This is a genomic window from Stenotrophomonas africana (genome assembly GCF_013004645.1).
Lineage (GTDB): Bacteria > Pseudomonadota > Gammaproteobacteria > Xanthomonadales > Xanthomonadaceae > Stenotrophomonas > Stenotrophomonas africana.
On the sequence record NZ_JABEME010000012.1, the window covers coordinates 1 to 24,974 of the forward strand.

At 67.5% G+C, this 24,974-nt stretch carries 20 protein-coding genes and 1 pseudogene; 9 read left to right on the plus strand and 12 right to left on the minus strand.

Annotation, left to right across the window (positions count from 1 at the left end):
- Positions 1-399: 399 nt before the first annotated feature.
- From HLA98_RS17645 to HLA98_RS17665, 5 genes are all read right to left on the minus strand, one after another.
- Positions 400-2,004, minus strand: a complete 1,605-nt coding sequence (locus HLA98_RS17645) for an OpgD/OpgG family glucan biosynthesis protein (protein WP_057499507.1) — start codon at positions 2,002-2,004, stop codon at positions 400-402.
- A gap of 105 nt (positions 2,005-2,109) precedes the next feature.
- The gene (gene mutM, locus HLA98_RS17650) at positions 2,110-2,922 is read right to left on the minus strand and encodes a bifunctional DNA-formamidopyrimidine glycosylase/DNA-(apurinic or apyrimidinic site) lyase (RefSeq protein WP_057499508.1); all 813 of its coding nucleotides are present in this window, start codon (positions 2,920-2,922) and stop codon (positions 2,110-2,112) included.
- 54 nt (positions 2,923-2,976) lie between these two features.
- Positions 2,977-3,627, minus strand: a complete 651-nt coding sequence (locus tag HLA98_RS17655; RefSeq protein WP_049444564.1) for a hypothetical protein — start codon at positions 3,625-3,627, stop codon at positions 2,977-2,979.
- A gap of 69 nt (positions 3,628-3,696) precedes the next feature.
- Positions 3,697-4,029: an EF-hand domain-containing protein gene (locus HLA98_RS17660; protein ID WP_057499509.1), complete on the minus strand. Its 333-nt coding sequence runs from the start codon at positions 4,027-4,029 to the stop codon at positions 3,697-3,699.
- On the minus strand, positions 4,026-5,228 hold the full coding sequence (locus tag HLA98_RS17665) for a DesA family fatty acid desaturase (RefSeq protein WP_049431845.1): 1,203 nt from the start codon (positions 5,226-5,228) through the stop codon (positions 4,026-4,028). The genes HLA98_RS17660 and HLA98_RS17665 overlap by 4 nt, the downstream gene beginning before the upstream one ends.
- Before the next feature lie 151 nt (positions 5,229-5,379).
- Between HLA98_RS17665 and HLA98_RS17670 the strand changes: the two genes are divergently transcribed.
- Complete coding sequence (locus HLA98_RS17670) at positions 5,380-6,201, plus strand: ABC transporter ATP-binding protein (protein ID WP_057499510.1); 822 nt, start codon at positions 5,380-5,382, stop codon at positions 6,199-6,201.
- 128 nt (positions 6,202-6,329) lie between these two features.
- On the opposite strand, the gene HLA98_RS17675 is transcribed toward HLA98_RS17670, so the two are convergent.
- Both HLA98_RS17675 and HLA98_RS17680 read right to left on the minus strand, forming a co-directional pair.
- Complete coding sequence (locus HLA98_RS17675; protein WP_057499511.1) at positions 6,330-7,532, minus strand: DUF4785 domain-containing protein; 1,203 nt, start codon at positions 7,530-7,532, stop codon at positions 6,330-6,332.
- An 11-nt stretch (positions 7,533-7,543) separates the two neighbouring features.
- Positions 7,544-8,422 carry a hypothetical protein gene (locus HLA98_RS17680; protein ID WP_057499512.1) on the minus strand — a complete coding sequence of 293 codons (879 nt, stop codon included), beginning with the start codon at positions 8,420-8,422 and terminating at the stop codon, positions 7,544-7,546.
- A gap of 262 nt (positions 8,423-8,684) precedes the next feature.
- On the opposite strand from HLA98_RS17680, the gene HLA98_RS17685 reads away from it, so the two are divergent.
- Positions 8,685-9,524 carry an acid phosphatase gene (locus HLA98_RS17685; RefSeq protein WP_129550605.1) on the plus strand — a complete coding sequence of 280 codons (840 nt, stop codon included), beginning with the start codon at positions 8,685-8,687 and terminating at the stop codon, positions 9,522-9,524.
- Between the two features lie 131 nt (positions 9,525-9,655).
- Here the strand turns inward: HLA98_RS17685 and HLA98_RS17690 are convergent, their stop codons facing one another.
- Positions 9,656-11,926 carry a TonB-dependent receptor gene (locus HLA98_RS17690; RefSeq protein WP_049444578.1) on the minus strand — a complete coding sequence of 757 codons (2,271 nt, stop codon included), beginning with the start codon at positions 11,924-11,926 and terminating at the stop codon, positions 9,656-9,658.
- A gap of 158 nt (positions 11,927-12,084) precedes the next feature.
- Here HLA98_RS17690 and HLA98_RS17695 point away from each other — a divergent pair, with 158 nt between their 5' ends.
- Together HLA98_RS17695 and HLA98_RS17700 are read left to right on the plus strand one after the other, a co-directional pair.
- Positions 12,085-13,107, plus strand: a complete 1,023-nt coding sequence (locus HLA98_RS17695) for a TIGR00266 family protein (protein ID WP_057501597.1) — start codon at positions 12,085-12,087, stop codon at positions 13,105-13,107.
- Between the two features lie 288 nt (positions 13,108-13,395).
- The gene (locus HLA98_RS17700; RefSeq protein ID WP_019337382.1) at positions 13,396-14,388 is read left to right on the plus strand and encodes a patatin-like phospholipase family protein; all 993 of its coding nucleotides are present in this window, start codon (positions 13,396-13,398) and stop codon (positions 14,386-14,388) included.
- 39 nt (positions 14,389-14,427) lie between these two features.
- Here the strand turns inward: HLA98_RS17700 and HLA98_RS17705 are convergent, their stop codons facing one another.
- Both HLA98_RS17705 and HLA98_RS17710 read right to left on the minus strand, forming a co-directional pair.
- Positions 14,428-16,428, minus strand: coding sequence for a hypothetical protein (locus HLA98_RS17705; RefSeq protein WP_057501596.1), 2,001 nt, complete (start codon positions 16,426-16,428; stop codon positions 14,428-14,430).
- A gap of 88 nt (positions 16,429-16,516) precedes the next feature.
- On the minus strand, positions 16,517-16,999 hold the full coding sequence (locus HLA98_RS17710; protein ID WP_004153377.1) for an Lrp/AsnC family transcriptional regulator: 483 nt from the start codon (positions 16,997-16,999) through the stop codon (positions 16,517-16,519).
- Positions 17,000-17,124: 125 nt separating this feature from the next.
- On the opposite strand from HLA98_RS17710, the gene phhA reads away from it, so the two are divergent.
- Positions 17,125-18,018: a phenylalanine 4-monooxygenase gene (phhA, locus tag HLA98_RS17715; RefSeq protein ID WP_057501595.1), complete on the plus strand. Its 894-nt coding sequence runs from the start codon at positions 17,125-17,127 to the stop codon at positions 18,016-18,018.
- A 108-nt stretch (positions 18,019-18,126) separates the two neighbouring features.
- Here the strand turns inward: phhA and HLA98_RS17720 are convergent, their stop codons facing one another.
- Positions 18,127-19,182, minus strand: coding sequence for a LacI family DNA-binding transcriptional regulator (locus tag HLA98_RS17720; RefSeq protein ID WP_057501594.1), 1,056 nt, complete (start codon positions 19,180-19,182; stop codon positions 18,127-18,129).
- Positions 19,183-19,420: 238 nt separating this feature from the next.
- Here HLA98_RS17720 and HLA98_RS17725 point away from each other — a divergent pair, with 238 nt between their 5' ends.
- The 4 genes from HLA98_RS17725 to HLA98_RS17740 all read left to right on the plus strand — a co-directional run bounded on the left by HLA98_RS17725 (position 19,421) and on the right by HLA98_RS17740 (position 22,411).
- The gene (locus HLA98_RS17725) at positions 19,421-20,011 is read left to right on the plus strand and encodes a cysteine dioxygenase family protein (RefSeq protein ID WP_057501593.1); all 591 of its coding nucleotides are present in this window, start codon (positions 19,421-19,423) and stop codon (positions 20,009-20,011) included.
- Between the two features lie 116 nt (positions 20,012-20,127).
- Entirely contained in the window at positions 20,128-20,766 is a 639-nt protein-coding gene (gene eda / locus HLA98_RS17730; RefSeq protein ID WP_057501592.1) for a bifunctional 4-hydroxy-2-oxoglutarate aldolase/2-dehydro-3-deoxy-phosphogluconate aldolase, read from the plus strand.
- A 96-nt stretch (positions 20,767-20,862) separates the two neighbouring features.
- Positions 20,863-21,891 carry an alcohol dehydrogenase AdhP gene (gene adhP, locus HLA98_RS17735; RefSeq protein WP_057501591.1) on the plus strand — a complete coding sequence of 343 codons (1,029 nt, stop codon included), beginning with the start codon at positions 20,863-20,865 and terminating at the stop codon, positions 21,889-21,891.
- A gap of 127 nt (positions 21,892-22,018) precedes the next feature.
- Complete coding sequence (locus tag HLA98_RS17740; RefSeq protein ID WP_049445714.1) at positions 22,019-22,411, plus strand: hypothetical protein; 393 nt, start codon at positions 22,019-22,021, stop codon at positions 22,409-22,411.
- A 75-nt stretch (positions 22,412-22,486) separates the two neighbouring features.
- Here HLA98_RS17740 and ligD read toward each other — a convergent pair.
- Positions 22,487-24,972, minus strand: a pseudogene (ligD, locus tag HLA98_RS17745) (DNA ligase D).
- Positions 24,973-24,974 lie beyond the last annotated feature (2 nt).

Sequence of the window (24,974 nt, forward strand, 5' to 3'; positions counted from 1 at the left end):
TAAACCCGTCCCTGGGGGCTCGATGGCGCCATCCATGGCGCCAACGGTCCTGCCCACCCACACCGCCCCACCTCTGACAGTTTCACGCGGCTGTTGGTGGGTGCCGACCGTTGGTCGGCACATCTGTCAGATATCGAAATTCATCTGGGGTCAGAGCCCGTAGCGCAGCAACGGGATCCGACCCCGTGCTCCGACAGATCGCGGAGATCTGTCGAAGGCGGGGTGGGTCCGGTTGAGGGGGCGTGAGCGCCATGGATGGCGCGACCGAGGCTACATGGACGTATTTACGCCGTCCCCCTCAACCGGACCCACCCCGCCATCCCACGGAATGCCCGCTTTTGGCGTTGACGTTGACGTCAGCAGGTGCAGGGCTGCAAGCCCTGCAAACCCGCCCCCCTCTTAGTACAGCGTGCGCTCCGGCGCACCCGCCGGCGGCGGGGTGTACTGGTACAGCCAGGTCTCGGTGAGGGTCTTGCCACCACTGCGCAGGAACAGGCGGATGTCGATCTGCTCGGTACTGCCTTCCGGCGGCACCAGGTCGAACATCGCGCGGTAGCCGTTGATCTCGCGCAGCGGACGCGCCGACACGATCTCGACCCGGCCGCGGCTGGCTTCCACCACCGCCTCGACCTCGCCCTTGTCGATCAGCCTGGCCAGTTCGCCGCCTTCGAAGTCCACCGCGAAGCGCCAGCTGAAGTACTCGCGCTTCTTGCCGACCACGCCGCCCAGGCCGGTGCGGCTGGCCACGCAGTGCGCCAGCGGCGGACGTGCCGGCGGCTCGGCACCCCAGTACAGACGGTAGCCGACCAGCAGCTCCTGGCCCTGTTGCGGCTTTTCCTTCGGGTTCCAGAACGCCACGATGTTGTCGAAGGTCTCGTCCACGGTGGGAATCTCCACCAGCTGCACCGAACCCTCGCCCCACTCGCCCTTCGGCTCCACCCACAGGCACGGGCGCTTCTCGTAGAACACGCCGTCGTCCTGGTAGTGGTCGAAGTTGCGGTCGCGCTGCAGCAGGCCGAAACCACGCGGGTTGCGGTCCACGAACATGTTGAAACGCAGGTTGCGCGGGTTCAGCAGCGGCCGCCAGATCCACTCGCCGGCACCGGTCCACAGCGACAGGCCGTCGGTATCGTGGATCTCCGGGCGCCAGTCCCAGGCCATGCGGCGATCGTTCTCGCCCACCTGGTACATGCTGGTGCAGGGCGCGATGCCCAACCGCTCAATCGCCTTGCGCGGGTACAGCGCGCTGTCGATGTCCATCAGCAGCACGTCGCCATTGGTGATCGCGAAGCGATAGGCGCCGGCCACGCTGGGCGAATCCAGCAGGCCATAGACCACGATCGTCTCTGAATCGGCCGACGGCTGTTCCAGGTAATAGGCGATGAAGTCGGGGAATTCCTCCGGCTTGCCCATGCCGGTGTCGATCGCCAGGCCACGCGCGGACTGGCCGTACTGGCCTTCCTTGCCGACCGCGCGGAAGTAGCTGGCGCCGAGGAAGGCGGCGAAGTCGCGGTCGGTGTCCTTGCGGGTGTTCAGGCGGAAACCGGCGAAGCCGAGGTCGGCCGGCAGCTCGCCGTCCTTGATGCCGCTCTTGCCGTAGTTGAAGGCTGCGCCGTCATAAGCCAGCTCCTGCGCCTTGCCGTCGACCACGTCGAACATGCGTACCGGCGAATGAAAGTACAGGCCGAGGTGGAAGAACTTGGCCTGGAACTTGCCGGGCTGATCGGCCCACAGCGCATGGTCCTGGCGGTAGCCGATCGACTGGTATTGGTCCCAGTCCAGGCCTTCAAGGCGGCCCGGCAGCACCCGCTTGTGGCTCTTGTAGGGCGCCTGTGCCAGTGCCCGCGCCTGGCCCTTCAGGGTGGCGAAATCGAACGGCTGCGGCTGGCCGAGGCGGCGCAGGCCCATCTGGCCGCTCTTGCTGGCCGCGCACGCGGGCAGGGACGGCAGGCCGAATGCAGCTAGGGCGAGGGAGGCATTGCGGATGAAGTCGCGTCGTTGCATGCAGGCGCGTCAGGCACAGTGGGAAGGTCGGCCATCATAGGCAGACAAACGTTAACGGGCAGCGGAGACGCGCCCTGCCCGTTCAGCTGCCGCTGGCTGCGTGCCTCAGCGCTGGCAGTGGCTGCACCAGACGCTGGCGCGCTGGCCGATGGTGGCGTGCTTCAGCGCGCGGCCACAGTTCGGGCAGGGCAGCCCGTCACGGCCGTACACCAGCAGTTCCTGCTCGAAGTAGCCCGGCGCGCCGTCAGGGCTGATGAAATCGCGCAGCGTGGTGCCGCCACGGGTGATGGCGTAGCCCAGGATCTCCTTCACTGCATCGGCCAGACGCTGGTAGCGTTCGCGTGAGATCTTTCCTGCCTCGCGCAGCGGGCTGATGCCGGCCTTGAAGAGGCTCTCGGCCGCGTAGATGTTGCCCACGCCCACCACCACCGCCTGGTCCATCAGGAAGGTCTTCACCGGCGCACTACGGCCACGGCTGCGCGCGAACAGGTAGTCGCCGTCGAACGCGTCGTCCAGCGGTTCCGGGCCCAGCCCCTGCAGCAGCGGGTGGACTTCGCCGGTCGGCTGCCAGAGCAGGCTGCCGAAGCGGCGCGGGTCGTTGAAGCGCAGCAGACGGCCGTTGTCCAGGCTGATGTCGACGTGGTCGTGCGCGCGCAGCGGGGTATCACCGGGCAGCACGCGCAGGCTGCCGGACATGCCCAGGTGCAGCACTGCGCTGCCAATGGCGGTATCCAGCAACAGGTACTTGGCGCGACGACGGATGTCCTCGATGCGCTGCCCCGGCAGCAGCTCGGCCACTTCCGGCGGAATCGGCCAGCGCAGGTCGGCGCGGCGCAGGATCACGCCATGCACGCGGCGGCCCTGCAGGTGCGGCGCCAGTCCGCGGCGGGTGGTTTCGACTTCGGGTAGTTCGGGCATGGGGTGATTCTACGCGGGGCCATGCAAAGCCGCTGGGCATGGCCTCGCACCGCCCTATGAATCCAGACCCGCCGCTTCCACCAGGAACGCGCCGTCGACCAGTGCGCCGCGTCCGCCCAGGCGCCAGAACGCCAGATAAGGCGCGAAATCGACGGCTGCCGGGGACAACGGCTGGGCGATATACCAGCCCAGGTACAGGTCCGAAGCGATGTGGTACAGCGCCTCGTCCAGTGCGGCCATCTGAGGGGTATCCAGCGTGCGGGCCTCGCGCACCACATCGCAGACGACGTCGTGCAGATAGGCGCTGGGCCCCGATTCGCGCCATGCGGCCTGCAGCTGCTCTGCGGGCGCTGCCACCACCGGCACGTCGCGCAGTGTGGCCTGCAGCGCGGACTCACCCGCCATACCTGCCACCCTCGCCAGTTCGTCCAGCCAGGTGCGCGCGGCGGCCGCCACTGCCTGCACGTCGCCAGCGATGGCCGGCTGCAGGTACAGATGCCCGTCCCAGCGCCCTGCGCCAAGCACGTCCAGCGCGCGCGACCGCAGCGCATCGGCATGCGGGAAGCCTGCGAATACCGCCGCCAGCGTATCCGGGTCGGTCACGCCCTGCAGCAGGCCGGAGAAATACCAGTCCTCGCGCTCGCTGCGGCCAGCGCAGAATTCAAGCCATTCGGCGAACAGTTCCTCGTCGATCCGGTCATCCATGGGGGAACTCCTTGGGGAACATAGGCCCGCGATGATCGCCCGGCAGCGGGTACGCAGGCCAGCATGCGCTCAGCGCGGAGGCGCCGCCAGTTCGCGCACGTCCAGGAAACCATCACCGTTGGCATCCTGCTTATGAAAGCGCTGCACGATCACCTGCCGCTGCTGCTCGCGACTGATCGCCCTGCCCTTGCCGCCGGGCAGCTCGTCGGCGCTCAGCACGCCGTCACCGTTGCGGTCCATGTGGTCGAAGGCATACAGCATCCACTGCACGTACTCGGATTCACTCACCCGGCCGTCGCCATCACTGTCCATCCGCTGCAGGTAGCTGGTGGTATCGGTGACCTGGGCCAGCGCCACACCCGGCAGCAGCACCACCAGCAGAAACCCGTACCCTGGCCTCACGCGCCCACCAGGCTGTAGCCCTTCAGCCGTGCGGCGTAGGCCTGCAACGCCGCGATACCGCTTTCCTCGGCCTCGCGGCACCAGGCCTGCAGCTGGTGCAGGCGCTCGGCCGCATCGTGGCCACGCGCTTCCAGCAGCGCTGCCAGCCGCGCGCGGTACTCGACCAGGGTGCGGATGCGCGGGCGCTGTGCCACCCATGCGCTGAGCTGGGCACGGCTGTCCGGCTTCAGCCAGCGGCCATCGTTGACCAGGCCACGGCGCAGCCTGCGCGGCAGCAGGCGGCGCAACTTGGCGCCGGCCTGCGCGGCTTCCTCGCGCAGGGCTGGCATGAACACATTGCGCTGGTAGTCGGTCATCGCCTGGAAGCGGTGCGACAGCAGCGCCTTCAGGGTTTCGGCATCGGGCACGGCAATGTTCGGACGCACGTCCATGGCCGGTGCCACCCGCAGCACCTTGGCCAGCCGCAGCGCCTGCAGCAGGCGGATCGCACTCCAGCCGATATCCAATTCCCAGCGCCGCATCGCAAAGCGCGCCGAACTGGGGAAGGCATGGTGGTTGTTGTGCAGCTCCTCACCACCGATCCAGAACCCCCACGGCGTGAGATTGGTGGAGGTATCGGCGGACTCATAGTTGCGGTAGCCCCACCAGTGGCCCAGGCCATTGACCACACCGGCCGCCCAGAACGGGATCCATGCCATCTGGATCGCCCACAGGGCCACGCCAGGCAGGCCAAACAACACGGTATTGATCGCGAACAGCAGCACCGGCCCCAGCGTGGCATGCGGGGTATACAGGCGGCGCTCGATCGCATCATCCGGGGTGCCGCGCCCGTACTGCTCGATGTCCGCGCGCTGGCCGCGGGCTTCGCGGTACAGCTCCACGCCGTGCCAGAACACCGTACCGATGCCGCGGGTGACCGGACTGTGCGGATCGTCCTCGGTCTCCACCTTGGCGTGGTGCTTGCGGTGGATGGCCACCCACTCGCGGGTGATCATCGAGGTGGTCAGCCAGAGCCAGAAACGGAACACGTGGGCCAGCGCCGGGTGGAAATCGACCCCGCGATGGGCCTGGCTCCGGTGCAGGTACAGGGTCACCGAGAAGATGGTGATCTGGGTGAAGACCAGCAGCACCGCCAGCATGGCCCACCAGCCCAGGCCGAGCACACCACCGGTCAACAGGGACATCAGGGCATCAGGCATGACGGCTCTCCGGATCGACGCGGCGGTGGCAGACATGATGGGCGCTTGCGTTGCAAACTGCATCCCTGCGGCGGTGATTGCCACCGCCTTCCGTGGCACCGTTCACAGTTGGGGACCTGAGTTGTCGAGCCTTGATCCACGCGCCAGCACCATGACCGCCGCCCCGCCCTTGGCGGAGCTGCCCCCGTTGATCGAACTGGACCGCGCCACGGTGGTGCGCGGCCAGGTGAAGGTGCTGCACGGGCTCAGCCTGCGCATTGCGCAGGGCCAGCACACCGCCCTGCTCGGCCCCAACGGCTGCGGCAAGTCGACCTTCATCAAACTGATCACCCGCGAGCTGTACCCGCTGGCCCAGGGCGACGGCTCCGTAGCGGTGAAGGTGCTGGGCCAGAACCGCTGGCAGGTGGACCGGCTGCGCTCGCAGCTGGGCATCGTCACCGGCGACCTCAGCAGCAACCTGGCCGACATGCCGGGGCTGACCGTGGAACAGGCGGTGCTGTCCGGCTTCTTTGCCAGCTACGTGGTGCCGGCCTTCCGCGAGGTGACCGGCGACATGCGTGCACGCGTCGGCGAAACGCTGGCGATGACCGGCGCCCTGTCCCTGCGCGAGCGTGCCTACGCCGAGCTGTCGGCCGGCGAGACCCGCCGCGTGCTGATCGCCCGCGCGCTGGTCAACCGGCCGCAGGCACTGCTGCTGGACGAACCCTCCACCGGGCTCGACCTGGTCGCCCGCGAACAACTGGTGGCGACCATGCGGGTGCTGGCCCAGCAGGGCATCACCCTGGTGCTGGTGACCCACCACATCGAAGAGATCATTCCCGAGATCGAGCGGGTGGTGCTGCTGCGCGACGGCCGCGTACTGGCCGATGGCACCCGCGCCGAACTGCTGCGCAACGAACCGCTGTCGGCGGTGTTCGGCGGCGCGATCACGGTGGTCGAGCAGGAGGGCCGGCTGACCGCGTACGCGGGGTAATCGAGATGCCATTGTAGAGCCGAGCCCACGCTCGGCTGCTCGTGATCACGGCAAACGGCAGCCGAGCATGGGCTCGGCTCTACAGGATCCAATGCAGCGGGCCGGAACCCGTCCCGCTGCACGCAACCTCAGAACCGCAACGCCTGCGCGCGTGACTCGATCGGTGCCATCCGGCTCTGGTCCTGCAGCTGCAGGTCGCGCAACTCATACGGCGCACCGAAACCGGCTGGCAACGCAGCCTGGTCGAACGGCAGGACCAGCTGGCCCGCGCCAGGACCGGCGAACCACGCGGCCGCATGTGCCTGCGCGACCGGCTTCAGCTGGCCATCGCGGCCGGTGGCATACAACGTGCCACGCGCCTCGTAACGACCGGCGGCGGCCACCTGCAGCGGCAGCGCCACCTGGCGGCTGGCCGGATCCGGTGCCGCCTGGCCGCTGAAGCGCGCGGTCGGCCGTGCCACCGCGAAGGCCACCTTGCCATCACGCAGCACGCCATCGGCCTGGGCGAACACCTGCAGTTCCCACAACCCCTGCGCAGTGCCGACATCGGCCGGAATCCGCACCTGCGCACGCAGGGCACCATCGGTGGTGCGCAGCAGGCGCTGCGGCCAGCTGCGTCCGTCCGGTGCAACCAGCAGGGCTTCGCCGCCCAGGCCGCTACGCCGCGATGCCAGCTGCGCGGTGGTGGCGCCATCTTCCAGCAGGCGTGCCTGCAGCTGCACGTTGCCACCGGCCAGCACCTGTGCCTGGTTGGCCTGCACTTCCAGCCGCAGCGGGCTATTCGGCTCGAGCACCTGCACCACGTAGCGGCCCTGTGCCTGTGCGCTCTGCAGCGTGTACGCACCGACTGCACTGGTCGCGCCGGTGCGCAGCATGCTGCTGCCATCCTTCACCGGCATGCCGGCCTCCTGCAGCGCGCGTGCATCGACACTGCGCGCCACGCTGCTGCGGCCGGCCGGGTCACGCACCTGCAGCGAGTTGGCCGGCACCGCACGCGCGCCTTCGGCCGGGCTCAGCTGGATCACCGCGTCGGCAGCGGTCAGTGGCAGGTCCAGGCCGCGTTGCAGCTGCGTGCCATCGACCTGCTGCCAGTAGCTGCGGCTGACCGAGGCATACGGCGTGGCCGCCTGCAGCGGTTGCGTCGGGTCCAGCGCCCAGGCAAACGACAGCGGCGCGTGCTCGCTTTCATCGGCGGGCAGTGGCGCGGCCACCAGGGTGGCAGGCACCTGATCGCCTGCGCGGGCGGCCTGCAGCGGCTGCGCGGCCTGCGCGGCGGAAAGGGACAGCACTGCCAGCACGGCACTGGCCAGCAGGGTGGAATGGATCGTCATGGTCGTCTCCCTCACTGGCTCAGGTCGTTGCGCAGGATCGTGCCGAGGCCGAAGCACTCGCGGCGGCTCTGGTTGTGGCTGAGCGGCTCTGCTCCCTGGGTGCGCTGCTTGTCGGTGAACCAGGTGGTGCCGGCGGCCTTCTGGCTGCTGCACTCCAGGAAACCATCGGAGCAGGACGACAGCCAGTTCTGGGTGAACTCCAGGCCGACATTGGCCGCATAGCCACCGCAGTAGCTGTTGCTGTCCCACACCGCCGATTCCACATCGCTGCCGACCACGGCACGGAACGGTTTGGGCAGCGCAGGACGACCGGCGGTGCCGTACAGGTTCTGCGCGTTGTAGGTAGCCATGCTCGCCACCTGCTGCTGGCGCACCGCATCGTTCTTGTAGCCCAGCAGCCAACCCAGCGAGGTTTCAAAGGTATTGCCGTTGAGCACCGCATCGGCCAACGGCGTGCCGGCCGAGGACGGTGCCAGCGCGTTGACCTTGCGCACCGTACGGATGATCTTCGGATAGCGGCTGTCGTAGGTCGGGTTGGACAGGATCCAGCGCATCACGTTGCCGCCGTTGGAGTGGGTGATCACCACCAGCTGGGTGATGCCGCGGCTGTCGATGAAGCTCGTCAGCTGGTTGGCCAGGCAGCCGGCCGCTTCCGGTTTCCACATGTACTGGGTGAAGTCGCAGTTGATGACCACGTAGTTGCTGCTGTTCGGCAGGCCCTGGCGCACGGTGTCGATGATCGCCGGCTGCCAGTAGTCCTGGGTGGCATTGGTCTGCGCGCCGGTGCCGTGCACGAAGGCCACGCCGACCACCTCGGCGGCCTGCGCCGGGGCGGTTGCCAGCCCGAGGAGCAGGGCCAGGACGGTACTTCCTGTTGCGGTGCTGCGCATCGCTTCTCTCCCTCTGTCTTCGGATCCCCCCGACCCGGCTGGAACTGGACGGCCCTGGCGCTTGCCGTTGTGCCGATGCTCGCGGGGCAGCGGCGTGAAAGTCCGTGCGCTGCGCCCGGATTCAGGAGACTGACGTCAAACGATGACGCTTTTCATATCGCGACAATGACCATGCCGGGTCTGGCCGTATGACCGGTGGCCACTGCGTTGTCGTATTCGGGCTGCGATCATGGCGCGTTGTTTTCTCTTCCGGAGCCCGTCCATGTCGCTGATTTCCCACCCTGCCCGCCCGCTGCTCGGCCTTGCCGTCGTCGCGGCCCTGGCGGGTTGTGCCGCCACTGCCGCCAAGCCGACTGCCGTCGAAGCCAACATCACCACCAAGGCGGTGGGCTATCTGGACAAGAACGCGGTACCGGCCAGTCTCGAGCTGGTGCCGGCACCTCCGGTGGCCGGTTCGGCCGCCCTCGCACTGGACGAGCAGGTCAGCCGTGAAGCCCGGGCGCTGCGTGGCAGCCCGCGCTTCGCCCAGGCCGGTGTGGATGCGGAACTCGGCTTTCCCGAAGGCGCCAACCACTTCTCCTGCGCCGCTGACATCGACGTCGATGCAGTGAAGACCCCGGCGCTGTACCGACTGCTGGAGCGCAGCCGGATCGACGCCAGCGCCGCCACCAAGGCCGCCAAGAACCACTACCAGCGCCCCCGCCCGTTCATGGTCAATGGTGAACCGACCTGCTCGCCGAAGGACGAGCAAGGCCTGCGCGAGAATGGTTCCTACCCCTCCGGCCACACCTCGATCGGCTGGGCCTGGGCCCTGATCCTGTCGGAGATCGCACCGGATCGCGCCGATGCCATCCAGGCCCGCGGCCGCAACTACGGCGAGAGCCGCCTGGTGTGCAACGTGCACTGGCAGAGCGACATCCTCGAGGGCCGCTTCATGGGTGCCGCCGCCGTGGCCCGCCTGCACGACAACGCCGCGTTCAACAAGGACCTGCTGGCCGCACGCAAGGAGATCGCTGCCGCGCGCAAGGCCGGCCTGCACTCCAGCCGCGACTGCACCACCGAGAACGCGGTACTGAAGGTGCGCCCGCAGAGCGCGCTGTAAGCCATGCCTCTGTAGAGCCGAGCCATGCTCGGCTCATGGCAGTCGAGCATGGCTCGACTCTACAGAAAGCAGGAAACAAAAGGGCCGGCATTACGCCGGCCCTTCTTCATTGCATTACCGCAGCCACCGCATCAGAACTTCGCAGTGAACTCCACGCCCCAGGTGCGCGGCTCGTTGAGGAAGCCGGTCAGGTTGTTGAAGTCGATCGCGCCGACCACGCGGGTCTGGTTGGTCAGGTTGCGGCCGAACACGGCCACGTCGTACTGGCCGTAATCCCAGTTGTAGCCCAGGCGCAGGCCGCCTTCCAGCGAACTACGGCCGCGGAATTCCGGCGACTCGTAGATGAAGAAGTTCACCGCGCTGCGGTAGGCCCAGTCGGTGTAGGCATACAGCTCGCTGCCATCGCTGAGCGGGAAGCCGACGCGCAGGGTCGCGTTGTGGATCCACTTCGGCGCCTGCGGCAGCGGGTTGCCGTTCACCAGCGCATAAGTCTGGCCGTTGATCACCGTGGTCGGGTCGGTGATGGTGCAGCCGCCGCCACAGATCGCCACCGCCAGGTTCTTGTCCTTGATCTCGGTGTCGTTGTAGCTGCTGCCGAAGGTCAGCAGGACGTTGTCGGCCAGGTAGGCCTCCAGGTCCAGTTCCACGCCCTGGCCAATGGTCTTGTCGGCGTTGAGCAGGGTGGCGGTGTTGTTGCTGCCACCCACCGCGATCAGCTGCTGGCCGTCGACGTTGTAGCGGAACACGCTCAGGCCCAGGCGTGCGCGACGTTCGAACAGGTCGGCCTTGATGCCGGCTTCGTACGAGATCACCTTCTCCGAATCGGCCTGCGACAGCCCCGGCGCGAAGGCCAGGCGGCCCTGGATCGACGGCGCGCGGAAGCCCTTGGCCACGCGGGCGTAAGCGTTGATGTCGTCGGTCAGCTTGTACACGCCGCTCAGGTCCCAGCTGACGTCGTTGACGTCGGTGTTGGCCAGGTATGGGCCACTGACCGGGGTGCCGAACGGAACGGCCTGCAGCACGCTGGCGCTGAAGTCCTTCTTGTCCTGGGTGTAGCGCACGCCGGCGCGCAGCTTGAAGCGGTCGGTGACATCGAAGTCACCCGAAGCGAACACCGCCCACGCCTTGTTGCGCTGGTTCTGCACCACGTGGCCGGTCTGCGGATTGCCCGGGGTCAGCGAGTCGTAGTTGAAGTTGTTGATGGTCACGTCTTCATCGAAGTAGAAGACGCCGGCCTGCCAATCGAAGCGGCCCCACTCGTTGGACTCGATGCGCACTTCCTGCGTCCACTGGCGGTGATGCGGCAGGCCGTCAGCCGACTCCGACGAGAACGGAATCAGGCCCGGGCCGTAGTTGCCGGCACCCAGGAAGGCCGCACCGTAGCCACCGTCGATATCGCCACGGTTGAGCGATTCGGCGGTTTCGTAGCCGGTGATCGAGTGCAGCGTCACCGAGCCGAGGTTCCACTGCAGGCGCGCGCTGCCGCCCCAGGTCTCCAGGTCGGAGAAGTTGACGCCATCGTTGGCCACCTTGTCGCGATCGAAGTTCTCGACCAGCGAATTGCCGCCCTTCTGGATGATGTTGGCACGGAACAGGCGGGCGGTACCGTTGAGCTTGCGCTTGTGCAGGTTGAACAGCGCTTCGAAGTCGTCGCCTTCGTACAGGAACTGCACGCGGCCGGCGGCTTCGTCATAGCCTTCGAAACCGCTGTTGGGGGCACCGACGCGGGTGTTGTCGACCCAGTCGTCGCGGCGCTGGTAGATGGCCGAGACACGTGCCGACCAGCGGTCGGTGAGCGGACCGCCGTAAGCGCCCTGTACATTCCAGCTGTTGTAGCTGCCGTAGCCGACGCGGATGTAGCCATCGGCATCCTGCGACGGACGCGCCGAATCGAACTTGACCACGCCGGCGGGGGTGTTGCGGCCGAACAGCGTGCCCTGCGGGCCACGCAGCACTTCCACGTTGGCCAGGTCGAACAGCGGGAAGCCCTTCAGCAGCGGGCTTTCCTGCACCACGTCGTCATACACCAGCGACACGGGCTGCGACGCATTGAGGTCGAAGTCGGTGTTGCCCAGGCCGCGGATGTAGAAGCGCGGGAAGGCACGGCCGTAGGACGACTCGATGTTGAGGCTGGGCACGCGTGCGGCCAGGAAGCGGATGTCATCGCCGGCCGAGCCGAGCACATCCAGCTTCTCGCCCTGGATCGCGCTCAACGCGACCGGTACGTCCTTGGCGTTCTCGACGCGGCGCTGCGCGGTCACCTGCAGGGCATCGAGGGCAACCGGGTCCTTGGCAGCGGGGGTTTCCTGGGCGGCTGCTACCAGCGGCAGCAGGGCGGAAAGAGCGGCAACGAGAGGGCGCGCGACCGGAAGGCGGCCACGGGAAGTACGGGTCGGGGACATGGCGGTAGGCTGTGTTTGGAGGGGTGGTAAAACGGCGCTACCAGATAATTGTTGCAATACAGCACCTGCCCCGCAAATGCCCGCCGTTCATGGCCACGTCGCCCCGGAGCCGGGTCGCTCGCTAGACTGGTGTTTTCCAGCCTCGCGAAGCCGCCGCAATGACCCAGTGGTACTTCCATGCCTCCGCCCAGGCCGAACGCGTCGGCCCGCTCGATGACGAAGCCGCGCGCCGCTATGCGCAGGCCAACCCGCGCGCGCTGGCCTGGTGCCAGGGCATGAGCGGGTGGACGCCGATCGCCGAGGTGGCCGAGCTGCAGGCGCCGGCCCCGGGCATGCCCAATATCCCGCCGCCGGTCCCGGTCTCCGCCGCCGCCAACGGCCGCGCCGACGACATCGAATTCCGCATCGTCGGCCATGAAATGCAGTTCGTGGAGATCGAGCTCGACCCCGGCGAGAGCGCCATTGCCGAGGCCGGCGCATTGATGTTCAAGGACGCCACCGTGCAGATGGACACGGTGTTCGGCGCCGCCAACGGCGACCAGGGCGGCGGCTTCATGGGCAAGGTGATGGCCGCCGGCAAGCGCGTGCTGACCGGCGAGAGCCTGTTCGCCACCGTCTATACCCAGAGCGGCCACGGCAAGGGCAAGGTCGCCTTCGCCGCGCCCTACCCCGGCACCGTACTGGCAATGAAGCTGGACCAGCACGGCGGCCGCCTGGTCTGCCAGAAGGACAGTTTCCTGGCCGGCGCGCGCGGCGTGCAGATCGGCGTGCAGTTCCAGCGCAAGATCATGACCGGCCTGTTCGGCGGCGAGGGCTTCATCATGCAGAAGCTGGAGGGCGACGGCTGGGTGTTCATCCACGCCGGCGGCTGCGTGGTCGAGCGCGAACTGGCCGTGGGTGAGCGGCTGGACGTGGATACCGGCTGCGTGGTGGCCTATCACCCGACCGTGGACATGGACGTGCGCCGGGTCACCGGCATCAAGAGCATGCTGTTCGGCGGCGAGGGCGTGTTCCTGGCCACGCTGACCGGTCCGGGCAAGGTCTGGCTGCAGTCGCTGCCGTTCTCGCGCCTGGCCGGCCGCATGTGGATGGCCGCACCGCAGGGCGGTGGCCAGAACCGTGGCGAGGGTTCGGTGCTGGGCGGCCTGGGCCGGATGCTGGACGGCGACAACCGGTTCTGACCCACTCATTTGGTAGGTGCCGACCTTGGTCGGCACCTACCATGGTCGTTTTCTGCTGAATAGGGAGGTTCTCGGCGGCCGCCTGGACCTGCCTTGGGTGGGTGCCAACCTTGGTTGGCACATTCCTTCAGAGCGCGACCAGGCATTTGTGCGGACCGAGGTCCGCACCCACCAGAAGCGATTCACGTTTTTTTGCTGAATAGGGGGCTGCCCCCACCCTGCCCGCCCCGCCACGGCTTCGGTATGCTGGCGCCCTTTCCTGAATCCGGCGCCGCGAGCGCACTGCCGATGAGCCTGTTCCGCCCCCGCATGCTGCTGTCCGTCGCCCTGATCGGCCTGCTGGCCGGCTGCGGTGGCGATCCGGTCCGCCCCACGCCGCCGCCTGCGCCGACCGTGGTGCCGCAGGCCAAGCCGGTGAAGATCGGCATCGCCCTCGGTGGTGGCGCAGCCAAGGGCTTCGCCCACATCGGCGTGATCAAGATGCTGGAGGCGAACGGCTTCGAGCCGGCCGTGGTGTCCGGCACCAGCGCCGGCAGCGTGGTTGGTGCGCTGTATGCCAGTGGCATGGACGCGTTCCAGATGCAGAGCAAGGCGGTCGCGCTGGACGAAGCCAGCATCCGCGACGTGCGCCTGTTCTCCGGTGGCCTGGTGCAGGGCCAGAAGCTGCAGGACTACGTCAACGAGCAGGTTGCCAACCGCCCTGCCGAGCGCCTGAAGAAGCCGTTCGCCGCCGTCGCCACCCAGCTGGAAACCGGCGAGCGTGCGATCTTCGTGCGCGGCAACGTCGGCCAGGCGGTGCGCGCGTCGAGCAGCATCCCCGGCGTGTTCGAACCGGTGAAGATCGGCGGCCGCAACTACATCGACGGCGGCGTGGTCAGCCCGGTGCCGGTCGATGCCGCACGCCAGCTCGGCGCCGACTTCGTGATCGCCGTGGACATCTCCAGCAAGGCCAGCGGCAAGGCGCCGACCGACATGCTGGGCATCGTCAACCAGTCCATCTCGATCATGGGCCAGCGCCTGGGCGAACAGGAACTGGCACGCGCCGACATCGTCATCCGCCCGAAGGTGCTGGACATCGGTGCCGCCGACTTCAGCCAGCGGGGCACCGCGATCCTGGAAGGCGAAAAGGCCGCCATGGCGGCGATGCCGCAGATCCGCGCCAAGATCCAGCAGCTGCAGCGTGCGCGCGCCGCCGCAGCGGCACCGGCCCCGGTGGCCGCGCCGAAGTGCGAGGAAGCCTCGCGCCTGGGCAAGCTGATGGGCCGCAAGGACAAGTGCTGACCTGAGCCAGCGTGGCGCTGCCAGACAGCGACGCGCGTTCTAGCGCGCAGGCCGGTAACCGCTGGCCTGCTGCCGTTCGCGCCTGCGCCTCTGGCGCGCCTGCTCCTGCAGTGTCGCCGTGTGCTGCAGCTGTTCCATGCCATCGGCCGGCACATGCAGCTGGCGTCGCGCACGGGTGAGTGCCAGATAGACTGCACGCACCGGGTTGTGCCAGATGCGCCCGCCCTGCCCCGCACTGAAGCAACCGGGTGACAGCGAGACCACGTCGAACTGCAGGTTCTTCGCGTGCTCGGCCAGGCACAGCGCCACACGCCCTTCTGCGGGCGTGTCCTGATCGTCGAGCGCCTGCAGCAGTGACTGCACCCGATCGGCAGACGCGAACAGTTCGACCAGCACGCCCTGCCCGTCGTCGGCCTGCGTGGCGAGGAAGCGCTCCCACGCCGGGTCCGATGCGCTGTCGTGGCGCCGGCGCCACGCATCCAGCGGCCGCTGCAGCACGCTGCGCAGCGCGCGCAGCGATGCCGGATGCAGGTAGGGCCGCAGCCCGAGCGCCTGCAGCTGTGCCGCATCCAAAGCCAGATCGGCGACGTTGCCATGGATGCGCAGGCCCTCGCTCGGCACCTGCGCCCAGTCGCGGTAATGCAGCACACCGGTGGCGCGGTCGGCGGCACCGACGAACGGCGCGCTGTCCTGGCCCAGCCCATCCAGCGCCAGGGTCTGATTGACCAGGCCCTCGACCTGGTTGCCCTGGCGCACCGACTGGTGCATTTCCAGCACCTTCGACGCGGTCCAGCGCGGCACCGTACCCGTCAGGCACTGGTGCGGATCACCCAGGCTGACCACGCCAGGCGCATGGCCGGCCAGCAACTGCTTCCACGACGGGCTCAGGTCATGCGCCTCGTCCACCAGCAGCATGCCCATGTCCTGTGGCGGGGTGACGCCGCGCAGTGCCAACCACTTGCCGATGTGCGCCGGGCTCAGGCTCAGCAGCGTGCCCCGCTGCAGTTCGGCGTCGAACATGCAGCGCCAGACGTGCTCGGCGGCCGCCATGTACGGCGACACGTCGAGCATCGCGGCGGGCACCGAGCGGTCGAAATGCTGGAACGCCATGCCCGGTGCCGACGACGCGCACCAACGGTTGATGGCCTCGAACGCGGTCAGCAGCACCTGCTCCGGGCTGCGTCCACCGATGCCCTGCAGGCCGATGCGGCCGGCAATCTCGCGCGGCGTACGGGTGCTGCGCCGATAGCTGGCAACGAAGCCACCGGTCTGGCCGCTGCGCGCGGCGTGCTGCGCCACGCGGTTGGCGAACTCGATCTGGGTCAGCAGGCGCACCGCAGTGCTGGCCGGCACGCGGGCGCGGAAGGCTTCCACCTGCCCACGCGAGGGCGCCACGTAGGTGTAGCGGCCGGGCCGCGCCTCCATCAGCGCCAGCACCAGGTGGCCCTTGCCGGTGCCGGCATAACCATCGAGGTCGATCAGTTCATCGGGGTTGGCGGCGATGGCGCGCAGCACGCGGGCCTGCTCGGACGTGTACAGGCCATGGTGCTCGACCGACCGCGCATCCGCGGCGGCGACGTCATCCTGCGGGGCCTCGTCATCGTCACTGGAAAAAGTGGCGGGAAACCGGATCTCATGTTCGACCAGGGTTTCCTGGCAGGCCTGCTGCAGGGCCAGGCCCGGGTATTCCCGTGGCGACTGCGCGATGACGTCCTGCAGGATCTCCGCCGGCGCCAGCAGTACGCCGTGGGCGGCCAATGCGCTCAGCCAGGCATCCAGTTCCGGCTGGCCACCGCCACCGGGCCCGGCCAGCTGTGCAGCCGCGCCTTCGTTGCCGGCAAACAACGCGCAGGCATCATGCAGCAGGCGCTCGATCTCGGCCGCTGGGTGCAGGCGCGTCCGGCACAGCTGCGCGGCCATCAGCCCGGCCTGCTCCAAGGCCGTCTGCGGTGGCGTGCCATGGGCGATGTAGCGCGCCAGCGACTTGCGCTGCAGCGGCAGGAAAGTGGTTGTGGGCAGCGGGTGCTGGAGTTCGGGCATGCGTGGAACCGGAAAAGGAACGCTGCGGCGCGCGCAGGGCGGTGATGCTCGGCTACCCGCCCGGTGCCGTCAAATCGTGGCAGCGCGCTTATTCCAGCTGCGACAGCGGCAATGCCTGGAAGCCCTTCACCGTGCGCAGCACGAAGCTGGAATTGGCATCGGCCACGCCGCCGGCATTGAGCAGCCGGTCCAGCAGGAAGTGCGAGAAATGCTCCAGGTCACGCACGTAGACGTGCAGCAGGTAGTCCATGTCGCCGGTCAGTGCATGGCAGGCCACCACTTCATCCCAGCCCTGCACGCTGTCCACGAAGTGCCCGATCGCGGCCTGGTCGTGCTTTTCCAGCTGCACGCGCACGAAGGCCTGCAGGCCCAGGCGCAGCTGGCGCGGCTCCAGCCGCGCGCCATAGCCGACGATCACGCCCTCGCTTTCCAGCCGCTGCAGGCGCCGCAGGCAGGCCGAGGGCGAAAGGTTCACCCGTGTCGCCAGCTCGGCGTTGGTGGCGCGCCCATCCCGCTGGATTTCAGCCAGCAGGCGTATATCCGTGCGATCGAACTGGACTTCTCCGGCCATTGTTGCCCCGCAACATGGTGAGTACGCAAGGATATTGCGCCAACAAGGCCAATCGACGCAACTTTTGCAACCCTGTTGCGCGCGCCCTGCCCTAGCATCGTGGGTATCCCGTCAAGGAGTGCCCCATGGACCCCGCCCAGCCCCGCCGCGTCGAACACCAGCAGACCGACAAGGGCTACGTGCCGGTGTATACCACCGCGCTCGTCGAGCAGCCGTGGGACACCTACAGCGCCGACGACCACGCCACCTGGAGCACCCTGTACCAGCGCCAGCGCGAGCTGCTGGTCGGCCGCGCCTGCCAGGAATTCCTGGATGCACAGGACGAGATGGGCATGAGCGCGCACATGATTCCGCGCTTCGACCAGCTCAACGAAGTACTGGGCGCGGCCACCGGCTGGACCCTGGTCGGCGTCGAAGGCCTGCTGCCGGAACTGGATTTCTTCGACCATCTGGCCAATCGCCGATTCCCCGTGACCTGGTGGATCCGTCGCCCGGACCAGATTGATTACATCGCCGAACCGGACCTGTTCCACGATCTGTTCGGCCACGTGCCGCTGCTGATGAACCCGGTGTTCGCCGACTACATGGAGGCGTACGGCCGTGGCGGCGTCAAGGCCCACGCGATCGGCCCGGATGCACTGCAGAACCTGACCCGCCTGTACTGGTACACGGTGGAATTCGGCCTGATCGATACGCCCGAGGGCCTGCGCATCTACGGCGCCGGCATCGTTTCTTCGAAGGGTGAGTCGCTGTACTCGCTGGAATCGGCCGCGCCCAACCGCATCGGTTTCGACCTGCAGCGGATCATGCGCACGAAGTACCGCATCGACACCTTCCAGAAGACCTACTTCGTCATCGACAGCTTCGAACAGCTGATGCAGGCGACGTCGCCGGACTTCACCCCGATCTACGCGGCACTGGCCAGCCAGGCGCATCTGCCGGCCGGTGAAGTGCAGGGCGATGACCGCGTGTTCCAGAAGGGCACCGGTGAAGGCTGGGCCGACGGCGGCGACGTGTAAGCGCACGGCGCACACCGCTTCGCACTGAAAACGGCGCACCTGGATGCGCCGTTTTCATTGATGCCTGGTGCCTGCACCGTCACGGCGGTGCAGGCGAGGGCAGGGCAGTCAGGCGTCCACGGCCCGGCAGGAACCGCGCACCATCAATTGCGGGTGCACGCTGGTTGCGGTCGGTGCATCCGGCACGTCGGCCTGCACCAGCATCGATGCGGCCACGCGGCCGATATCGGACACATGGCGACGCACCGAGGTCAGCGGCGGCCACAGCCGCGACGCCAGCGGGCTGTCGTCGTAGCTGACGATCGACAACTGCTGTGGCACCGCAATGCCGGCACGCAACGCCACCTGGTACACGCCGGCAGCCATTTCATCGTTGCCGGCAAAGATCGCACTGGGGCGCTGTCCGCCCATCAGCAGACGCTCTGCGGCATGCACGCCGGACTCGAAGGTATCGCTCGCTTCCAGCACACGCTCACCCGGCAGGGTCAGGCCCACCTGGGCCAACCGGTCGAGGAAGCCATGGGTACGCTCGCGTGCGGTGCGGCGATTGCCCGGTCCGGCAATCACCGCGATGTCGCGGTGGCCGAGCGAGAGCAGGTAGCCCGCTGCCGCGGCTGCACCGTCGCGATCGTGGGTGACCACCGCCTGTGCCGCGTCATCCGACACATGCGCGTTGATGCGGACATAGCGGCATTCGATGCCGTCGAGCATCTCCGTCAATACAGCCGACTCGGAGGCTCGCGGGCCCAGGATCACGCCGTGCAGCTTCTGCTGCTGCACGAAGCGCCGCACGCCGTGCGCGCAGTCCGGAGACTGGCTGTCGCAGGGATGCACGACCAGCTCATAGCCGGTGCCGCGCAGCGCTTCCAGCGCGCCGTGCTGCAGGTCGACGATGCATTGGGCGCCCGGGTCGTCATACACCAGGCCGATCAGGAAGGAGCGGCGGAACGCGAGGCCGCGCGCCAGGGGGTCGGGCACGTAACCGACCTCGCGCATCAACGCCTCGACCTTGTCGCGGGTGTCTTTGCGCACCAGCGGCGAGTTGTTGATGATTCTTGAAACCGTTTTCTTGGAAACTCCCGACAGTCGTGCGATGTCGTTGATCGTGGCAGCCTTGCCCTTCGATGCCGGCAACGCGGCATCGCTAATATTTCGCACTGACATGTATAGAACCAGGTAAGTCGGAGAATTCTAGCCTTGCGCCCGTCGGGCGCGAAGTTGCGGAATGTCGCAGCTGGAGCGGCACACGTCGTGTTCGACACGTTTTGCCGCGTGAGGTTCCATTGTGATCGGTCTGCTCCATTTGCATCTGAACCGTTTTTCACGCGCGCTTGCTCTGAATACGGGTGCGACGCGCGCGAACGCCAACATTCCCTTAACCATGCTCCGCTACATTCGGGGCATGGACCTGCAGACTTCTCCGTTTCCGCCATTCCGTGGCCGCGACCGGTTGATCGCCGCGGTCGACGCGGCGATGACCTCCGGTGACCCCGAGCGCATCACCGCCGACCTGCAGCTGGCGCTGCAGGAAGCCATCGCGGACAGCCGCATCGAATTGCCCGAATGTGTGCATCGGCCGGTCAGTGATCATTACGCGCGCCGCCCGCTGTACCACAGCCGCGAACACGGCTACAGCGTGATCGCCATGAGCTGGGGCCCAGGTCAGGGCACGCCGCTGCACGACCACGATGCCATGTGGTGTGTGGAAGGAGTGTGGTCGGGCGAGCTGGAGATCACCCGTTACGAGCTGCTGGAGCGCACAGGAGAACGCTGCCGCTTCCGCCGCCACGCCGCGCTGCGCGGAGGCTGCGGCAGTGCCGGAAGCCTGATCCCGCCGCACGAGTACCACACCCTGCGCAACGCCAGCGATGACGCACTGGCGATCTCGGTGCACGTGTACGAGGCGCAGATGGAGCGCTCGGCCGTGTTCGATCCGCTCGGTGGTGACTGGTACCAGCGTCGCATCCAGGCGTTGCAGGCCGACCCGGCCTGAACCGGGGGCAGGGCGGGGCGCCGCCAGCACCTTGGTGAGCCACGTGGCATCATGCGCCGCTGCGCTGCCGGACCCGGCGGCGATCCGCGATGCCCTGTCGGGCAAGGAGCAAGACCATGTCCAGCGCTGATCCGCGCCTGCGCGCGCTGTTGAAGCTGGCACCGGTGATTCCGGTGTACACCCCCGAAGATGTGAATGAAGCGGTCGAAGTAGCCCAGGCGCTGTTCCGCGGCGGCTTGCCGGTGATCGAAGTGACGCTGCGCACGCCGCAGGCACTGGATGCCATCAAGGCCATGGTCGAGGCCGTGCCCGATGCGGTGATCGGCGCCGGCACCGTGCTCAACGCCGCACAGATGCAGGCGGCAAAGCAGGCCGGTGCGCGTTTTGCCGTTTCCCCCGGTGCCACGCCGGCGCTGTATGCCGCCGCGCGAGATGCCGACCTGCCGTACCTGCCCGGTGCCGCCACTGCCTCGGACCTGATCCTGGGCCTGGAGCACGGCCACGACACCTTCAAGTTCTTCCCGGCGGTACAGGCCGGAGGTGCTGCATTGCTGGCGGCCTGGCACGGTCCGTTCGCCGATGTGCGCTTCTGCCCGACCGGCGGCATCAGCGCGCAGACTGCGCCGCAGTTCCTGCACCTGCCCAACGTGCTGTGCGTGGGCGGGTCGTGGCTGACCACTCCGGCGCTGCTGCAGACGCGTGATTGGGACGCCATCGAGCGCCTCGCCCGCGAGGCATCGGTACTGGCCAGCTGAACCGGCTGCACGAATCTTCAAAGGTTTGATCGTGATCAAAGCGCCGGCCTCGCGCCGGCGTCATTCTGTGGGCAAGCGCACTACGGAGATCCGAACATGAATTCGACCATGAAGGCCGCTGTCGTGCGTGAGTTCGGCAAGCCACTGGTGATCGAGGAAGTCTCTGTACCACGCCCGGGGGCGGGCGAGGTGCTGGTCAAGATCGAGGCCTGTGGCGTCTGCCACACCGACCTGCACGCCGCCGAGGGCGACTGGCCGGTGAAACCGAACCCGCCATTCATCCCCGGTCACGAGGGCGTGGGGCACATCGTGGCCGTGGGAGGCGGGGTAGGGCACGTCAAGGAAGGCGACAGGGTCGGCATCCCCTGGTTGTACTCGGCGTGTGGCCATTGCGAACACTGCCTGGGTGGCTGGGAAACGCTGTGCGAGACACAGCGCAACACCGGTTACTCAGTCAACGGCGGCTTCGCCGAGTACGCACTGGCCGATGCCAACTATGTCGGCCTGCTTCCGAAGGAAGTGGGCTTCGTCGAGATCGCGCCGGTGCTGTGCGCCGGCGTGACCGTCTACAAGGGCCTGAAGGTGACCGACACCAAGCCCGGGGACTGGGTGGCGGTTTCCGGCATCGGTGGCCTGGGCCACATGGCCGTGCAGTACGCCCGCGCGATGGGCCTGAACGTGGCTGCGGTGGATGTGGACGACAACAAGCTGGCATTGGCCCGGCAGCTCGGCGCGCAGATCACCGTCAACGCGCGCACCACCGACCCCGCCGCCTTCCTGAAGAAGGAGATCGGCGGTGCGCACGGCGCCCTGGTCACGGCGGTGTCGCCGAAGGCGTTCGAGCAGGCACTGGGCATGGTGCGTCGAGGCGGTACGGTCTCGCTGAACGGCCTGCCGCCCGGCAACTTCCCGCTGGACATCTTCGGCATGGTGCTCAACGGCATCACCGTGCGCGGCTCGATCGTCGGCACCCGGCTGGACCTGCAGGAGTCGTTGCAGTTCGCCGCCGAAGGCAAGGTCGCGGCCACGGTCAGCACCGACTGCCTGGAAAACATCAACGACGTGTTCGCGCGCATGCACGCGGGCACCATTGAGGGCCGCGTGGTACTCGACTTCGCCGCCTGACCGCCTGTGCATGGCCGTCGTCGCTCCGTCCCCCTCTCCCACGGACGCGGCGGCCATGCCGATCCATCGGTAGTGCCGGCCGCTGGCCGGCAACCCGGGCACTCCGTGGCAGCCGTACAATGCGCGCATGCCTGGCCTGCTCAAGACCCTGTTCCTGTCCCTCGTTGCCCTGATCGGCGGCGTGCTGTCACTCGCGCTGGTCAGCAGCGTCGCCAGCTGGCTGCCGCCGTTGCTGGGCATGACGCCGAACAACAACAGCATGCAGCTGGGCTGGGATCTCGCCTTCAGCGTGCTCGGTGGCATCGCGGGCATTTCCTTCGCCACCTATTACGCGCCGTGCTGGCCGCGTTCACACGGCTTCTCGATCTGGTCGCTGATCGCGCTGGGCTGTGGCTACGCGATGTGGACGGCGGGTGCGGACTTCCCGTTCTGGTTCGTCATTTCGCTGCTGGCATCGCTGCCGTTGCAACTGCTGGTCGGTTGGTGGTTCGGACGCCGCCCCTCGCGCGACGCAGGGTAACGCCGCCCCTGTAGAGCCGAGGCCATGCTCGGCTTTCATGCACACCGACGCAGGCAGCCGAGCATCGGCTCGGCTCTACAGATCCATGCGCGGCAGCGTCTGCTTCAACTGCGCGATGCCCTGCCATGGGTCACTCTTCAGCCGCTGCGCCCTCGCCAGCGCCTTGGCCATGGGAAAGGCGTCGGCAGCACTGATACGCGCCAGTTCCTCCCAGCGCAGCGGCACCGCTACGCCGGCGCCATCGCGCGCGCGCAGCGACCACGAGCACACGCTGGTGGCCCCTCGGGTGTTGCGCAACCAGTCGATGAAGATCACGCCACTGCGCTTGGCCTTGCTCATCGTCGCCACGTAGCGATCAGGCTTCTCCAGCGCCATTGCCTGCGCGAACGCCTCGCAGAACGCCTTCGCCTCGTCCCAGCCAGCCTTGGGCTTCAGCGGCACCACCACGTGGACGCCTTTGCCGCCGGACAAGCGCACGAAGCTCTTCAGGCCCACCTGCTGCAGGCGGTCACGCACATCGCGTGCACCGGCTTTCACCTGTGCCCAGCTGACGCCTTCGCCGGGGTCGAGATCGAACACCAGACGATCCGGGTGCTCGGGGTCGGCCACGGTCGCGCCCCAGGGATGCAGTTCCAGGGTATTCATCTGCACCAGTTGCAGCAGGCCCCGCGCATCGTCGATGTAGACGTACTCCTCGCGGCCGCTCTTCTGCTGCAGGGGCACCGCATGTACCGCATCGCCCAGGCCGGGACCATGGTGCTTCTGGAAGAAGCAGGCCTTGCCCACGCCGTCCGGGCAGCGCAGCAGTGACAGCGGTCGTCCAGCAATCTCGGGCAGGATCCAGCGTGCCATCTTCCGGTAGTAGTCCGCCACGTCTCCCTTGCTGAGCTTCTGTTTTGGAAACACCACCCGCTCCGGATGCGTGATCTGGACCTCGCCTCCGGTTTCGGCATCTGCGGTGCTCATTCCCAGGTCCTCCTTCTGCTTGTCGCCGCGCAGCCGTTTGAAACTGGCCTGGCGCAGCAGGCCTTCCTTTCCCCAGCCACGGAACGCCACTTCCGCCACCGTCACCGGCTTCACCCAGCGCACGCTGGCAGCGCGAAACGGCACATGCGCCGGCAGCTGCAGCACGGGCGTCTTCACTGCCAGTGGCTGCAGTGCCTTGAGCAGCGCGCGCAGGTTCTCGTCGTCGAAGCCGGTGCCAACGCGGCCCACATAGCGCAATCCGCCCTTGTCCGGCGTCGCCAGCAGCAGCGAGCCGAACCCCACCCGGGAACCCTTCGGCATCGTGTAGCCGACAATCACGAACTCGTCGGTGTCTTCGTGCTTCACCTTCACCCAGCTGCGCGCGCGGGTATTTACATATGGCGCATCCACCTGCTTGCTGACGATGCCTTCAAAGCCGGCCTTGCCACTGGCGTCGAACACCTGCGGGCCATGGTCGATCACGTGCTCGCTGAAGGCCAGGGTGCCGGGCGCTGGCCCGATGAGATCCTTCAGCAATGCCTTGCGCTCCACCAGCGGTGCACGACTGATGTCCACGCCGGCCACACCGGGAAGATCGAACACGATGTAGCGCAGCGGTTGTTTCGAACTGCCGTCGATCACCCGCTGCAGCGCTGCGAAGTCACTGCGTCCATCCGGGTCCAGCACCACCAGCTCGCCATCCAGGCGCGCGTCTCGCACCGGGAGCGCCTGCACGGCCTGTACCACCTCGGGAAAATCATCGGTCCAGTCCAGACCGTTGCGGGAGCGGAGTTTCACCTCGCCATCGTACAGATCGGCCAGCAGACGATAGCCATCCCACTTGATCTCATGCAGCCAGCCCTCTCCATCCGGCGCGCTTTCGCGATGATCGGTCAACTGCGGTGTGAATCCGCGGGGATAGGCCTTGTCACGTGCGTTGTGCAGTTGCAGTGCGCGTGCACGCCAGCGCGCATCGGCCTTACGTGTGGTCGTGCGTGCGACGGGTGCTGCACGCGCCGCCTTCTCTGCGGAACGCTTCTTCGCCACAGGTGCTCGTTTCGGCACCGGTGCCGTCAGCAGGTCATCCGCCTCGGCGTCGCGCGCTTCACCGTCGTCGCGCTTGATCAGCAGCCACTGCACCTGGCGTCCTTTCATCGCGGTGCGCACCAGCTTCCATCCACCGGCCAGGCGTTGTCCGTGCAGTACGAAGTCGATCTTGCCCGCCGCCAGTGCCTGCAGTGGATCGCCTTCACAGGCCCAGGTGCCGTGATCGAAGACTTCCACGTGGCCCGCACCATAGTGGCCTTCAGGAATGTCTCCTTCGAAGCCGGCATAGGACAACGGGTGATCTTCCACTTCCACAGCCAGCCGCTTCTCGCCGACGCGAAGCGAAGGACTTTCGGCACTGCCCAGCTCTTCAGCACGCCGTCCATCTCAAGGCGGAAGTCATAGTGGCGCGAACTGGCGTGGTGCAGCTGGATGACGAAGGTCGGCCGCCGCTTCGGGTCACCGGGGGCACGCGTGTCGTCGGGCTCCGGTGTCTGCCCGGCGCCGCCGCCCAGGCGCCGCTTGCGCCGGTACTGGTGCAGCGACATGG